This window comes from Streptomyces mirabilis, from assembly GCF_018310535.1.
Taxonomy (GTDB): domain Bacteria; phylum Actinomycetota; class Actinomycetes; order Streptomycetales; family Streptomycetaceae; genus Streptomyces.
Genome location: NZ_CP074102.1, coordinates 7367448 through 7380694, shown reverse-complemented (window position 1 = coordinate 7380694; position 13247 = coordinate 7367448). Strand labels below are relative to the sequence as shown.

At 72.2% G+C, this 13247-nt stretch carries 12 protein-coding genes; 1 reads left to right on the top strand and 11 read right to left on the bottom strand.

Going from position 1 to position 13247, the window contains the following annotated elements:
- Positions 1–214: 214 nt before the first annotated feature.
- The 10 genes from SMIR_RS32640 to fmt form a co-directional block, all read right to left on the bottom strand.
- Positions 215–1657, bottom strand: coding sequence for a GuaB1 family IMP dehydrogenase-related protein (locus SMIR_RS32640; protein ID WP_168500917.1), 1443 nt, complete (start codon positions 1655–1657; stop codon positions 215–217).
- Positions 1658–1764: 107 nt separating this feature from the next.
- Positions 1765–2151 carry a barstar family protein gene (locus SMIR_RS32635; protein ID WP_168490010.1) on the bottom strand — a complete coding sequence of 129 codons (387 nt, stop codon included), beginning with the start codon at positions 2149–2151 and terminating at the stop codon, positions 1765–1767.
- A complete protein-coding gene (locus SMIR_RS32630) occupies positions 2148–2585 on the bottom strand; it encodes a guanyl-specific ribonuclease (RefSeq protein ID WP_168500918.1) in 438 nt (145 codons plus the stop codon). The genes SMIR_RS32635 and SMIR_RS32630 overlap by 4 nt, the downstream gene beginning before the upstream one ends.
- Positions 2586–2653: 68 nt before the next feature.
- Positions 2654–3697, bottom strand: coding sequence for a sugar-binding transcriptional regulator (locus SMIR_RS32625; RefSeq protein WP_168490011.1), 1044 nt, complete (start codon positions 3695–3697; stop codon positions 2654–2656).
- Between the two features lie 78 nt (positions 3698–3775).
- Positions 3776–4462 (bottom strand): ribulose-phosphate 3-epimerase, encoded by a 687-nt coding sequence (rpe, locus tag SMIR_RS32620; RefSeq protein ID WP_101406276.1) that lies wholly within the window; start codon positions 4460–4462, stop codon positions 3776–3778.
- Positions 4463–4652: 190 nt separating this feature from the next.
- A complete protein-coding gene (locus tag SMIR_RS32615) occupies positions 4653–5480 on the bottom strand; it encodes an alpha/beta fold hydrolase (protein ID WP_168490012.1) in 828 nt (275 codons plus the stop codon).
- 92 nt (positions 5481–5572) lie between these two features.
- A complete protein-coding gene (locus SMIR_RS32610) occupies positions 5573–7075 on the bottom strand; it encodes a dihydrolipoyl dehydrogenase family protein (protein WP_168490013.1) in 1503 nt (500 codons plus the stop codon).
- Between the two features lie 164 nt (positions 7076–7239).
- Positions 7240–8682 (bottom strand): RsmB/NOP family class I SAM-dependent RNA methyltransferase, encoded by a 1443-nt coding sequence (locus SMIR_RS32605; RefSeq protein ID WP_168490014.1) that lies wholly within the window; start codon positions 8680–8682, stop codon positions 7240–7242.
- Between the two features lie 138 nt (positions 8683–8820).
- Complete coding sequence (locus SMIR_RS32600) at positions 8821–9021, bottom strand: hypothetical protein (RefSeq protein ID WP_168490015.1); 201 nt, start codon at positions 9019–9021, stop codon at positions 8821–8823.
- Between the two features lie 62 nt (positions 9022–9083).
- Positions 9084–10016 (bottom strand): methionyl-tRNA formyltransferase, encoded by a 933-nt coding sequence (gene fmt, locus SMIR_RS32595; protein WP_168490016.1) that lies wholly within the window; start codon positions 10014–10016, stop codon positions 9084–9086.
- Positions 10017–10369: 353 nt separating this feature from the next.
- Between fmt and SMIR_RS32590 the strand changes: the two genes are divergently transcribed.
- Positions 10370–10912 (top strand): hypothetical protein, encoded by a 543-nt coding sequence (locus SMIR_RS32590; RefSeq protein WP_168490017.1) that lies wholly within the window; start codon positions 10370–10372, stop codon positions 10910–10912.
- Positions 10913–10999: 87 nt separating this feature from the next.
- On the opposite strand, the gene SMIR_RS32585 is transcribed toward SMIR_RS32590, so the two are convergent.
- Complete coding sequence (locus tag SMIR_RS32585) at positions 11000–13147, bottom strand: primosomal protein N' (protein ID WP_212727706.1); 2148 nt, start codon at positions 13145–13147, stop codon at positions 11000–11002.
- Between the last annotated feature and the right edge of the window lie 100 nt (positions 13148–13247).

The following is a 13247-nucleotide window of genomic DNA, read 5'->3' as shown; positions in this document are numbered from 1 at the left end:
ATGTACAGCGCTTGACCCTATGAGCCCGGGCTTCACGGGCGTAATGCAGCAACCTTGCGCATCTCCGCAAGATCGTTGCGTTCATCGCACCTCGGCGCGTGTTCGTTGCGCGGGGCCTTTCGATGGTTGCGCACGCCCCCGCACGGCAGTCCGCTGCAGGTACGCCGACGGCCCCCGTGGGCGCACCACGGGGGCCGTACGACGGTGGAACGGGTCAGCTCCAGCTGGCGTGCAGGGGCTTGCCCTCCGCATAGCCGGCCGCGCTCTGGATGCCGACGATCGCGTTCTCGGCGAACTCCTCCAGGGAGCCCGCACCCGCGTAGGTGCAGGAGGAGCGGACGCCCGCGATGATCGAGTCGATCAGGTCCTCGACGCCCGGGCGGCCCGGGTCGAGGAACATCCGCGAGGTGGAGATGCCCTCCTCGAAGAGGGCCTTGCGGGCGCGGTCGTACGCCGACTCCTCGCTCGTACGGTTGCGGACCGCGCGCGCGGACGCCATGCCGAACGACTCCTTGTACAGGCGCCCGCTGGCGTCCTGCTGGAGGTCGCCCGGGGACTCGTACGTCCCCGCGAACCAGGAACCGACCATGACGTTGGACGCGCCCGCGGCCAGTGCCATGGCCACGTCGCGAGGGTGGCGGACGCCGCCGTCGGCCCACACGTGCTTGCCGTACTTCTTCGCCTCGGCGGCGCACTCGAGGACGGCCGAGAACTGCGGCCGGCCGACGCCGGTCATCATGCGGGTGGTGCACATGGCGCCGGGGCCGACGCCGACCTTGATGATGTCCGCGCCCGCGTCGATGAGGTCCTTGACGCCCTCGGCGGCGACGATGTTGCCCGCGACGATCGGGACCTGCGGGTCGAGCGCGCGCACGGTCCTGATCGCGCTGACCATCGACTCCTGGTGGCCGTGCGCGGTGTCGATGACGAGCGTGTCGACGCCCGCGTCGAGGAGCTGCTTCGCCTTGCCCGCGACATCGCCGTTGATGCCCACGGCGGCCGCGATGCGCAGCTTGCCGTCGGCGTCGGTGGCCGGGGTGTAGAGCGTGGCGCGCAGGGCGCCCTTGCGGGTGAGGATGCCGGCGAGCTTGCCCTCGGCGTCCACGGCGGGGGCGTAGCGGCGGTTGGCGCCGTCCAGCTTGTTGAACGCCTCGCGCGGCTCGATGTCGGCGTCGAGGAGCAGCAGGTCCCGGGACATGACCTCGGCCAGCTGCGTGAACCGGTCCACGCCGGTGAGGTCGGCGTCGGTGACCACGCCGATCGGGCGGCCGTCCTCGTCGACGACGACGCCCGCGTTGTGGGCGCGCTTGGGCAGCAGCGCCAGTGCGTCGGCGACGGTCTGGTGGGGCGCCAGGACGATGGGGGTGTCGAGCACCAGGTGGCGTCCCTTGACCCAGGAGACGACCTCGGTGACGACCTCGATCGGAATGTCCTGCGGGATGACCACGAGGCCACCGCGGCGGGCGACGGTCTCGGCCATCCGGCGGCCCGCGATCGCGGTCATGTTGGCGACGACCAGGGGGATCGTGGTGCCCGTGCCGTCCGGGGCACTGAGGTCCACGCCCTGCCGGGAGCCGACCGCGGAGCGGCTGGGCACCATGAAGACGTCGTCGTACGTCAGGTCGTACGGAGGCTGGATGTCGTTGAGGAAACGCACGTGCTGCACATCCCAGTCGATCAGAGGTGGCCCCCGGACAGGTCAGCCAGGGGGAAGAGCACGTACTTCATTGTCCCATGGCGACCTGAATGTGATGCCCGCACAGATCATCCAGGCTGGTCAGGGGGCAGTTGGTCGGATCCTCCAAGGGAGAGGACGACCGACAGCGTGGCGTCGTGCTCCTCGTAGTGCCCGGCGGCCGACTCCAGTACCTCCTGGGCGGTCTCCCACTCGTCGGGGCGTGCCTTGGCGTAGTGCCGCCAGCCGTTCACCAGGATGACGCGGCCCGGGCTGGCGGGCCCCCAGTCGGGGTCGCCCAGGCAGTCCACGAGGGCGTCCCAGTTCCGGCCGAACCATTCGGGCAGGTCGAGGGCGCGGACGCAGCGTTCCATGAAGGCCGCCTTGTCCGAGACTCCGGTGAGGTCGAGCACGCTGACCTGCCATCCGACCGCGCGCGCCGCGCGGAACACCTCCGCCAACGGGCCGTCCGTCATCTCAGCACCGCCCTGAACGACTTGTAGTGATCATCGGTGTAGTAGATCTCACCGCCCTGCCCGGTGACAATGCGACGGGCTCCCCGATCGTCTGCGCCGGGCGTTTTGACCGTGTACTCGTGGTAGTAGCCGCGCTGGTGCTTGGGCAGCATGCCCTCGAAGTTCCCGAAGACGATGCCGTCCCTGGTGTACGGGAAGGGGCCGCCCTTGTCGATGAGGGCGAGCGTCGTACGAGCCTCGGCGGGAAGTCGGGCCGCGTCGACGGCCGCCATCCCGTGGGCCCAGGACGGAACCGCCGACCGGGCAGCCGACGGGGCTCCCGTAACCGCACCCGTCCCGGTACCGGCCGACTCCGTCGACGAGCAGCCCGTCAGGAGCACGCCGAGACACAGCAAAAGCCCTACGAGCGCCCGGGGCACCCACCGCACCACCACCATGCCGCCGATGCTGCCACGCGCCCCTCCACGTGGCGCGCCGATACCCCGAAGCGCCCCCTAACGGGTCACGGCCCGTCCGGGTCCGCCCGGTTGAGGGCGGGGCGGGGGGTCTGGCCCGCTGTCATCAGGTAGTCCGCGGCGGACGTGTCCGTCACCAGGCTGGTGACGAGCCCGGACCGCAGCACCGCGTCGATGGCGGCGGCCTTGCGCTGTCCGCCGGCGATCGCCACGACCTCGGGGATGCGCCGCAGCCGGTCGGCTTCGACGGTGATGCACCGCTCGCCCAGGTCACGGCCGACCCGCCGTCCCTCGGTGTCGAAGAGGTGCGCGGACATCTCGGCGGCGACACCGAGAGTGGCGTAGTGGGCGCGCTCCTCCTCGGTAAGCATGTCGTGCACCGTCGAGATGCCGGGCTCCCAGGAGCCGATCGACACACAGGCGACCGTGACCTTGTCGAAGTACTCGAAGGCGCGGGCGATCCCCGTCTGGCTGCGCAGCGCGGCCGCGGTGGCCGCGTCGGGCAGCAGCATCGGCGCGTAGATGGGGTGGGCGTCGCCGCCCGACACCTGCGCGGCGCGCCGTACCGCCTCCACCGACCCGCGCTCCGCCGTCCCGGCGTCGTACACGCCCGTCAGCTGCACCACCGTGCACGGCGGGAGCCGGTCGAGCGCCGCCGCCATGTGGATGGTGGAGCGGCCCCAGGCCAGGCCCAGCACATCGCCCTCGTTGACCAGCTCACCGAGCAGGTCGGCGGCGACTTCGCCGAGGTTCTCGGGGTCGGGCGACTCCTCGGCATCCGCCGGGGACTCGACCACGACTGCGTGGCGCAGGCCGTAGCGGGCGCGCAGCGCGTCGGAGCGCTCCGCGTCCAGCTCGGCGGGCACCCGGATCTCGATCCGCACGAGATCCCGTTCGAGGGCGGTCTCCAGGACCCGGGCCACCTTGAAGCGGCTGACGCCGAACTCCTCGGCGATCTGGATCTTGGATTTGCCCTCGAGGTAGAAGCGGCGGGCCATGGCCGCCGCCTGCACCAGCTCAGCGGGTCCCATCCGCATGGCTGACCGGCCCGCCGACATACCCGACACGGCGATCTCCTCACTGCTGTTCACACTCTGGATTCGCCGTTCATCCTCGCAGATCCGGCGTACTTGATCAGCCCAGATGGGCGGCGTTCACGTTCCCTTTGGTCAGTGGTCGCACGCCCACGCCGCATGGGCCGTGGCACCCTGGGCCTGGGTGCGCAATGCACGTACCGCCTGGGCCGGATCCGCGGCCCCGTACACGGCCGAACCGGCGACGAAGACGTCCGCGCCCGCCTCCGCGCACCGCTCGATGGTGGACGCCGACACCCCGCCGTCGACCTGAAGCCACAGCTCGAGGCCGTGCTTGCTGATCAGCTCACGGGTGCGGCGGATCTTCGGCAGCATGATGTCCAGGAACGCCTGGCCTCCGAAACCGGGCTCGACCGTCATGATCAGCAGCATGTCGAGCTCGGGAAGCAGGTCCTCGTACGGCTCGATGGGGGTCGCGGGCTTGAGCGCCATGGAGGCGCGGGCGCCCTTGGCCCGGATCTCGCGGGCGAGCCGCACCGGCGCGGCGGCCGCCTCGGCGTGGAAGGTGACGGAACCGGCACCCGCTTCCACGTACTGGGGCGCCCACCGATCGGGGTCCGCGATCATCAGGTGGCAGTCCAGCGGCGTGTCCGTCGCACGGGCCAGGGACTCTACGACCGGCACACCGAGCGTGAGGTTCGGAACGAAATGGTTGTCCATGACGTCGACATGGAGCCAGTCCGCGCCCTCCACCGCCTGTGCCTCCTCGGCAAGACGGGCGAAGTCCGCGGACAGAATGCTGGGGTTGATCTGCACGGCCATGCCCCAAGCCTGCCATGCCCCGGGCCGGTTGCTCTCCTCGGTCCGGCTCCTGGACCGTACCTGAGACATACCGGCGCCATACCGGCGCCATACATGCGCCGTGCCCGAGCCGCCTCGGGCGGCACCAAAGCGGCACCGGGACCGTTGCGCGGGTGTCGCGCCCCGCACGGTCCGGGTGCCGCCGGGTTCTTCAGCCGCGGGCGAAGGCCAGCAGGTCGGCGTCGAAGACGTCCTTGAACGGGGCGACCATCGACAGACCGTGCGGGGCACCCGGGTACACCTTCAGCGTGGCGTCCTTGACGATTTTCGAGGACTTCTCCGCGGCCGCGACGATGGGCACGATCTGGTCGTCGTCGCCGTGCGCGATCAGGGTGGGGACGTCGAACCGCTTCAGGTCCTCGGTGAGGTCGGTCTCGGAGAACGCCTTGACGCAGTCGTACGAGCCCTTGATCCCCACCTGCAGGGACCACAGCCAGAACGCGTCCCGCGTGCCCTGGGACACCTGCGAACCGGGCCGGTTGGCACCGTAGAAGGGCGCGCTGAGGTCCTCGTAGAACTGCGAGCGGTCGGTCGCGACGCCCTTGCGGATCTCGTCGAAGACCTCCAACGGCAGCCCCTCGGGGTTCGCTTCCGTCTTGAGCATCAGCGGGGGGATCGCGCCGAGGAGGACGGCCTTGGCCACCCGTCCGGTGCCGTGGCGGCCGATGTAGCGCGTCACCTCACCGCCACCGGTGGAGTGGCCGACCAGGATCACGTCGCGCAGATCGAGGTCCTCGATCAACTGCGCCAGATCGTCCGCGTACGTGTCCAGGTCGTTTCCGTCCCACGGCTGACCCGAGCGTCCGTGGCCGCGGCGGTCGTGCGCGATCGCACGGAAGCCGTTTTCGGCCATCATGCGGACCTGGGGGTCCCAGGCGTCGGCATTCAGCGGCCAGCCATGGCTGAACACGACCGGCTGCCCCGTACCCCAGTCCTTGTAATAGATTTCCGTGTCATCCTTCGTGGAAATGAAAGGCATGGCATATTTCTTTCGATCGAGTTACGTGCGAGATCTCTGCGAGTCACGTGCGATATCCCTGATCGGCTGAAATGCATGACGGGAATTTCACGCTACCCGACACGCCGCTTTTCCGCGCGGTACGCCTCCAGCAGGCGGAGCCACACCTCACTCGCGGTGGGGTAGCTGGGCACGACATGCCACAGCGCGGAAAGCGGCACTCTCGCGACAATGGCCGTCGTGGCGGAGTGGACGAGTTCCGCGACGCCCGAGCCGACGAACGTCGCGCCCACCACCGTGTCGGTACCACGGTCGATGACCAGTTTGGCGCGCCCGAGGTAGTCCTCGCGCAGCACATACGTGCCGGCCAGCGCGGCCATGTCGTACTCGACCGTCGCCACGTCGAGTCCCGTCGCGCGCGCCTCCCGCTCGGTCATGCCGGCCGATCCGACCTCCGGGTCGGTGAAGGTCACCTGCGGGTTGCCCCGATGTCCGTCGGCGGAGCCCGGCACACCGCTCCCCGCTCCGTCCACCCGCCCTTGCGTGGCACGGGCGGCGATGGCCTCACCGGCGATCCGCGCCTGGTACTTGCCCATGTGGGTCAGCAGCGCGCGTCCGCAGACATCACCGACCGCGTACAGCCAGTGCCCGTCCACCGCCCGCACGGCCTGCTCGTCGTCGACCTCCAGAAAGCCGCCGTCGGGGCATCCCACCGACGACAGGCCGATGTCCTGGGTGTTCGGCGTACGGCCGGTGGCGAGCACCAGTTCGTCGGCGACGAGTGTGCTCCCGTCGTCCAGCCGGACGGTGACCTCGCCGCCGTGCGGCAGCCCGACTCCCGTGTCACGGGGATCGTCGCGCCGCACCTCGGTGACCGACCTGCCGGGAAGCAGCCGCACCCCCGCGTCCGTCAACCGGTCGGCAACCATGCGTCCGGCGAAGGGTTCCGCCCGGGCCAGCAGGCCGGTGCGCCGGTACACGACGCTCAACTCCTCGACGCCCAGCGGCTTCAGCCAGGTCGCCGCCTCGCACGCGACCACCCCACCGCCCAGCACCACGATCCGGCGTGGCACCTCGCGCAGATTGGTGACGTCGCGGGACGTCCACGGGCGTGCCTCGCTCATGCCGGGGATCGTCGGCACGGTGGTGCAGGAGCCCGTGTCGATCACCACCGCGTGCCGTGCGGTCAGCACACGGGTGCCGCCGGCCGCCGTCTCCACCGCCACCGCACGCTCCCCGGCGAGCCGCCCGTACCCGCGCACGACATCGATGCCGACGCCGAGCGCCCAGTCGATCTGCGAGGAGTCGTCGAGGCCGTTCACGACGGTGTCCCGGCGGGCCAGTACCGCCCGCACGTCCAGCTCGCGCCCGGTCAACAGCGAGGACACACCTGGCACATGCCGTCCGCCGTCCAGCACCTCGGCCGGGCGCAACAGGGCCTTGCTGGGCATGCAGGCCCAGTACGAGCACTCGCCGCCCAGCAACTCAGCCTCGACCAGCACCGCGTCCAGACCGGAGAACTGCGTGGCGTACTGTGCCGCGTTCTCCCCGGCCGCGGCGCCACCCAGGACGATGACGTCCCACTCGGAACGATCGGGATCCACACGCGCTGCCATCGTTCACGCCCTCAAATACGAGAATGGTGAACTCGGAGGATCAGGCGATGGCTCTCATATTGCGCTCGGACGGGGGCTACCACGCCTCGTCCTACTCCGCTCCGGCCTTTTCTCCGAATACGAGAAAGGGTACGCCTTCGCGCTGTTCTCGGCGCTGGGAGAGGTCACGCCGTCCGGCGGATCAGCGCCAGATACATGGCGTCCGTACCGTGCAGATGTGGCCACAGCTGCACGTCGGGGCCGTCGCCCAGCGCCGGTACGCCAGGCAGCAGCGGGCGAGCGTCGAGGAGTTCGGCGGAGCCTGTCTCGTAGTGCTTGAGGACGTCGTCCACGACCGCGCGGGTCTCGGCGAGGTGCGGCGAGCAGGTCGCGTACCCGACGACGCCCCCGACCCGCACGGAGTCCAGCGCCGTGCGCAACAGCCCGCGCTGGAGGGGCGCGAAGCCGTCCAGGTCCTCGGGACGGCGCCGCCAGCGGGCCTCGGGACGACGACGCAGGGCACCAAGGCCCGTGCAGGGCACGTCCATGAGCACCCGGTCGAAGGTGCCGGGCAGCCACGGCGGACGGGTACCGTCGGCGGCGATGACCTGGTAGGGGCCGGGATTGCCCGCGAGCGCCTTCGCCACCAGGCCCGCCCGGTGCGGCTGCTTCTCCGAGGCGAGCAGCGCGGCGCCGCGCTCGGCGGCCAGTCCGGCGAGCATGGCGGCCTTGCCGCCGGGGCCCGCGCAGCCGTCCAGCCACGCCTTGTCCCGGCCGTCGAGCGGCGCGTTCGCGAGAGCCAGCGCCACCAGCTGGCTGCCCTCGTCCTGGACGCCCGCACGTCCCTCCCGTACGGCGTCGATGGCACCGGGCTCGCCGCCCTCGCTGAGCCGCACGGCGTACGGCGACCAGCGCCCCGGCAGCGCGGACTCCTCCCCGAGGATGCCGAGGAGTTCGTCGGCGGTGGAGCGCCCGGGCCGGGCCACGAGCGTCACCTCGGGCCGCTCGTTGTCGGCCTCGAGCAGGTCCTCGATCCCGGCACGGCCGCCGCCCAGCGAGTCCCACAGCGCCGAGACGACCCAGCGCGGGTGCGAGTGCACGACGGCGAGGTGGTCCTCGGGGTCCTCGTCGTAGGGCGGCGCGACCTCCTCCAGCCAGGCGTCGAGATCCTGCCGGGCGACCTTGCGCAGCACGGCGTTCACGAACTTGGCCCGCCCGTCGCCGAGTACGACGCGGGCGAGTTCGACGGAGGCGGACACTGCGGCGTGCGTCGGGATGCGCGTCCCGAGCAGCTGGTGCACGCCGAGGCTGAGCACATCGAGCACGGGCGGATCGACTTCTCGCAGCGGCCGGTCCACACAGGCCGCGATGACGGCGTCGTACGTCCCCTGCCGGCGCAGCGTCCCGTACACCAGCTCGGTGGCCAGCGCCGCGTCCCGCCCGTCGAACTTTTCCGGCCCCTCCTTCTCGCGCGCCTTGCGCAGCAGCGGGGGCAGGACGAGGTTCGCGTACGCGTCGCGCTCGTCCACGGCCCGAAGCGCCTCGAAGGCGAGCATGCGGACCGGGTCCTTCTGGGGGCGGCGATAGGGCTTGCCGGGCTTGCGCGGCCCACGGGACTGCTCACTCACGAAAAAGGTGCTCCGGATCCTGGATGGTTCGACCCCTCCAGCCTACTTCCGGACGGACGTCGCCGGCCTGACGGCCCACGTGTGCCCGGCGGTCCAGGCCGACGCCGTGCCCGGTGCCCGTCGGGACCGTGTCCGGAATCAGCCCCCCGTCCGTGACGGAGACCCTCGACTCGTGCTGCCCGTAACCGAGTGCCACACGCGCGTGCGCAGTCCGGCGTACTTCAGGACGTTGGTGAGGGCCTCCTGGACGTCGCGGTAGGCGCACTGCTCGACGCCCGGCGCGAGCGGGCGCGGCGTGCCCTCGACGACCGGCTCGACCGGGACGGGACGGTGCGTCAACCTCCCGCGCTGCCAGGGGAGTTGCACAAGGGGAGGTGCGGTCCTCGCCGTACGGCCCTGTGTCAGGCCCCGAGCCGCTCCCCGGAGGCGATGCGCACCCCGCGCGCCCAGTCGGCCGCGCGCATCGGCTTCTTGCCCTGGGCCTGGACCCAGAGCAGTTCCACGGCGTACGAGCCGGTCCCGACGTACACGTTGTTCTTGCCCACGGACAGTTCGCCCGGGGCGAGGTCGGTGCGCTCGGGCACGGGCGTGGCGTGGATGAGCTTGAGCCGCTCACCACGGAAGACGGTCCAGGCGCCGGGCGCGGGCGTGCACCCGCGCACCATCCGGTCGACGCGCAGCGCCGGTGCGGACCAGTCGACATGGGCGTTCTCGACGGTGATCTTCGGTGCCAGGGTAATGCCGTCGACAGGCTGCGGGACGGCCTTCAGAGTGCCGTCCTCGATGCCGTCCATGGTCGCGACGAGCAGGCCGGCACCGGCGAAGGCGAGCCGGGTGAGCAGGTCCCCGCTGGTGTCGGTGCGCCGGACCTCCTCGGTGACGGTCCCGTACACCGGCCCCGAGTCGAGCCCCTCCTCGATGAGGAAGGTGGAGGCGCCGGTGATCTCGTCCCCCGCCATGATCGCGTGCTGCACGGGGGCGGCGCCGCGCCAGGCGGGCAGCAGGGAGAAGTGCAGATTGACCCACCCGTGGGCGGGCACGTCGAGGGCGACCCGCGGCAGCAGCGCCCCGTACGCCACAACGGGACAGGCGTCGGGTCCGATCTCCCTCAGCCGGGCCAGAAAGTCCTCGTCCCGCGGCTTGACCGGCTTCAGCACCTCGATGCCGGCCTCCTCCGCCCGTTCGGCGACCGGACTCGCGACAAGCCGCCGTCCCCGGCCGGCGGGCGCGTCGGGCCGCGTGACCACGGCGGCCACCTCGTGCCGCCCGGAGGCGATCAAGGCGTCCAGTGCGGGAACGGCGACCTCGGGGGTACCTGCGAAGACGAGCTTCATGGGTGGCGGCTGGCCTCTCGGGCGGGAACGCTTCAGGGCCCTGCACACCCGCCGGTCCGGACGGGGTACGGGGCAGCGCACCAGTCTATGCGGCGCGACGGCTCGCCGGCTCGGGGGTTTGACCGGCGACACCTCGAACACACGAACGCGCGAACACACGAACAGGCGCCGAAGACCGAGGCGAGACAACGGTGCCCCGGGGGCGTACGCCCCCGGACGCGCCCTGTGCATATGCCCCTACGCCCCCGCAGCGTGACCACTCACCCGCAAACGCGTTGGTCAAGAGAGAGTTGACCACAACGGGCCGCGATCGCGGCCCGATCCTTTTCAACGCCGGTTCGAGAGGCTTGTTCATGGCCGACCACGCAACCCACGACGCCCAGGCTCGGGCCAGCCTGCACTTGCTGGTGCGGGACATCGAGCGGGTCCGCCGGCAGGTGGACGCACTGCGCACGCTCACCGCCCAACTGGGCAACGTCTACCGCCCGCGCCGCTCCGGCCCCTCCGCGGGCTTCGTCGTCTACGGACGCGCCCCCGCCCCGACCGTCCGCCTCGCCCAGGAGCTGCGGGACAGCGTCGAGACCCTGGTCACGGCCGCCGTGGACTTCGACCGCTCCCTCGGCTTCTCCTGGGACGCGGTGGGCTCCGCCCTAGGGGTCACCAAGCAGGCGGTGCACCGCCGTTACGGCGCCCGCCGCGCCGCCGCGCAGGCCGCCGCCGAGGCCGAGCGCTCCACGGAGACCTCGGGCACCCGCACGGTCGCCGTCAACACGGGCATCCCCACGGTGCCGACGGTCCCCGGCGCCCGCTCCATGCCGACCCAGCCGACCGCGGGCAGCCCCACCCTCCGCGACGAGGTCAGGCCCACGGTGTTCCCGGGCCCCCGCAACGGCTGACCCCACCTCTCGCCTGCCTCCCGGCACCGTCGAAGCCGGGAGGCGGCCCAGGTCGGGGCGGCTCGGACGGGGGCGGACCGACGCTCGTCACCCGATGTCCGGCGGATCGATCCGAATCCGTACGGGCTCACTCCCGCCCCGCGCCATCCTCGCCGCCTGGGCGGCCTTCAGCGCGGCCGCCAGCGCCGCCCCGCTGCCCGGCGGCACCCGGACGAGCGCCCGCTCCCACTGCTCCCCCGGCGGCGGCGCCCCCACCCGCCGCGGCCCTCCGGCCTGCGTGACGGGCAGCGGCACCGGCCCCAACACCTCCGCATCGCCCGGAAGCTCGACCACGGCGAGAAACCCGGCGAGCGCCTCCGCCGTACCGGACACGGCCGCCATCCGGGACACCGGCGGAAACCCCAGCTCGGCCCGCTCGGCGAGCTCCCGCACCGCGTGTCCGACGGGATCCCACCGTACGAGCGCCTGCACGGGCCGAAGGGTCGGCTCCGCGACGACCACGACCGTGCCCCCGGCTCCCTGCCCGCGGACCAGCGCCGCAGCGCCGATCCACCGTCGCAGCGCGTCCTCGCCGGCCCGCAGATCGGGCCGCGACAGCATCGTCCAGCCGTCGAGCAGCAACGCGGCCGCGTACCCGCCCTCGGCGACCGGCTCGGCCCCCGGCGTGCTCACGACGAGCGCGGGCGCACCCGGGACCGTGTCGAGCACCTGCTCGCGCCCCGACGTCCGCACGGGCACGGCCGGAAACGCCCGCCCCAGCTCCTCCGCGGTCCGCCGCGCGCCCACGACCTGGGCCCGCAGCCGGAACCCACCGCACTCCGGACAGTGCCAGGCCGCCTCGTCCCGCCCGCACCACGTGCACAGCAGCGCCCCGGCGTCCCGCGCCTCCAGCGGTCCCGCGCAGTGCCGGCAGCGAGCGGGAGCCCGGCACTGCGCACAGGCCATCCGCGGTACGTACCCACGCCGCGGCACCTGCACCAGTACGGGCCCGTGTCGCAGCCCGTCCCTCACCACCTGCCAGGCGAGGGTCGGCAACCGGGCGGCCCGCGCCGCCTCGTCCCGCGCGAGATCCCCGTCCCCCACGGTCCGCACGAGCGGCGCGCTCGCCCGCACCTGCTCCCGCTCGGCGACCAGCGGCAGCGCCCACCCGCTCTCGACCAGCTGCGCGGCCTCGACCGTGCAGCCCCAACTCCCCAACAGGAAAGCGCACTTGTCATGGGCGGCCCGCAGCAGCAGCACTTCCCGGGCATGCGGCTGCGGCGCGTGCTGCTCGCTGTGGCTGTCGTCGCCGTCGTCCCAGATGACGACGAGTCCCAGATCCCTTACGGGCGCGAACATGGCGGCCCGGGTCCCCACGACGGCCCGTACGGATCCACGCCGCACGGCCAGCCACTCCCGGTAGCGCTTCTCGGGCCCGGCCTCGGCCGTGAGCACCGCGTGCTGCCCCTCCCCCAGCACGGAGGACAGCGCGGCGTCCACCCGTGTGACGGCCCTGCCGTCCGGCACGACGACGAGCGCGCCCCGCCCCGAGGCGAGCGTCGCGCCCACGGCTCTGGCGATCTCCTCGGCCCAGCCGGGCCCCGGCAACGCGTTCCACACGGCCCGCGGTGCCCCGCCCGCGGCGAGCGACTCGAGAAAGGCCGCCCCCCGCCCGTACCGCGCCCAGGAACCGGTCTCGGGCATGCCGGGCGGAGGAAGCGGCGCGGGGGAGGACTTCTGCTCGGCCCGCGCGTTGCGCGGCGGGACCGCGAGCTGCAGCACGTCCGCGAGGCTCCCCGCGTACCGGTCGGCGACGGCGCGCGCGAGTCCCAGCAGCTCGGGCCCGAGCACGGGCTCGGGCGACACGACCTGCGCGAGCGCGGCGAGCGGCCCGGAGTAGTCGGACTCGGCGAGGCGCTCGACGAGGAACCCGTCGATCAGCCCCCCGCCCTCACGACGGCCCTCCCGCACCCGATGCCGCCCGGCCCCGAACCGCACCCGAACCCGCACGCCCGGCTGCGCCTCGGCGTCCAGCTCCTCGGGCACGGCGTAGTCGAAATACCGGTCAAGGTGGAGCACACCCTTGTCGACGAGGACCCGTGCGACAGGCAGCTCCTCGGCGAGCTTCGCCCCCCGCCATGTCCGCGGCTTCGCCTTGGGCGCCCTGGCCTGCCGGACCCCTTCCCGAATCAGCGCAAGCTGCTCGGGCGGCGCACCCTCCTCGCCACCCTCACCCCACCCGTTCGCGCTGCTCACAGCAACATTCCTACCAGACCCCACTGACACCGCCGCGCGCCCGAGATCAGGCCGGCCACGGATCACGAACGCCCCGAGGGCGCTTCTGCCATGGACCACT

Excerpts from the sequence above, each read along its gene's own strand:
- rpe (WP_101406276.1), bottom strand. The coding sequence starts at position 4,462 with ATGGCCGTGCAGATCAACCCCAGCATTCTGTCCGCGGACTTCGCCCGT.
- SMIR_RS32635 (WP_168490010.1), bottom strand. The coding sequence starts at position 2,151 with ATGACGGACGGCCCGTTGGCGGAGGTGTTCCGCGCGGCGCGCGCGGTC.
- SMIR_RS32590 (WP_168490017.1), top strand. The coding sequence starts at position 10,370 with ATGGCCGACCACGCAACCCACGACGCCCAGGCTCGGGCCAGCCTGCAC.
- SMIR_RS32615 (WP_168490012.1), bottom strand. The coding sequence starts at position 5,480 with ATGCCTTTCATTTCCACGAAGGATGACACGGAAATCTATTACAAGGAC.
- fmt (WP_168490016.1), bottom strand. The coding sequence starts at position 10,016 with ATGAAGCTCGTCTTCGCAGGTACCCCCGAGGTCGCCGTTCCCGCACTG.
- SMIR_RS32610 (WP_168490013.1), bottom strand. The coding sequence starts at position 7,075 with ATGGCAGCGCGTGTGGATCCCGATCGTTCCGAGTGGGACGTCATCGTC.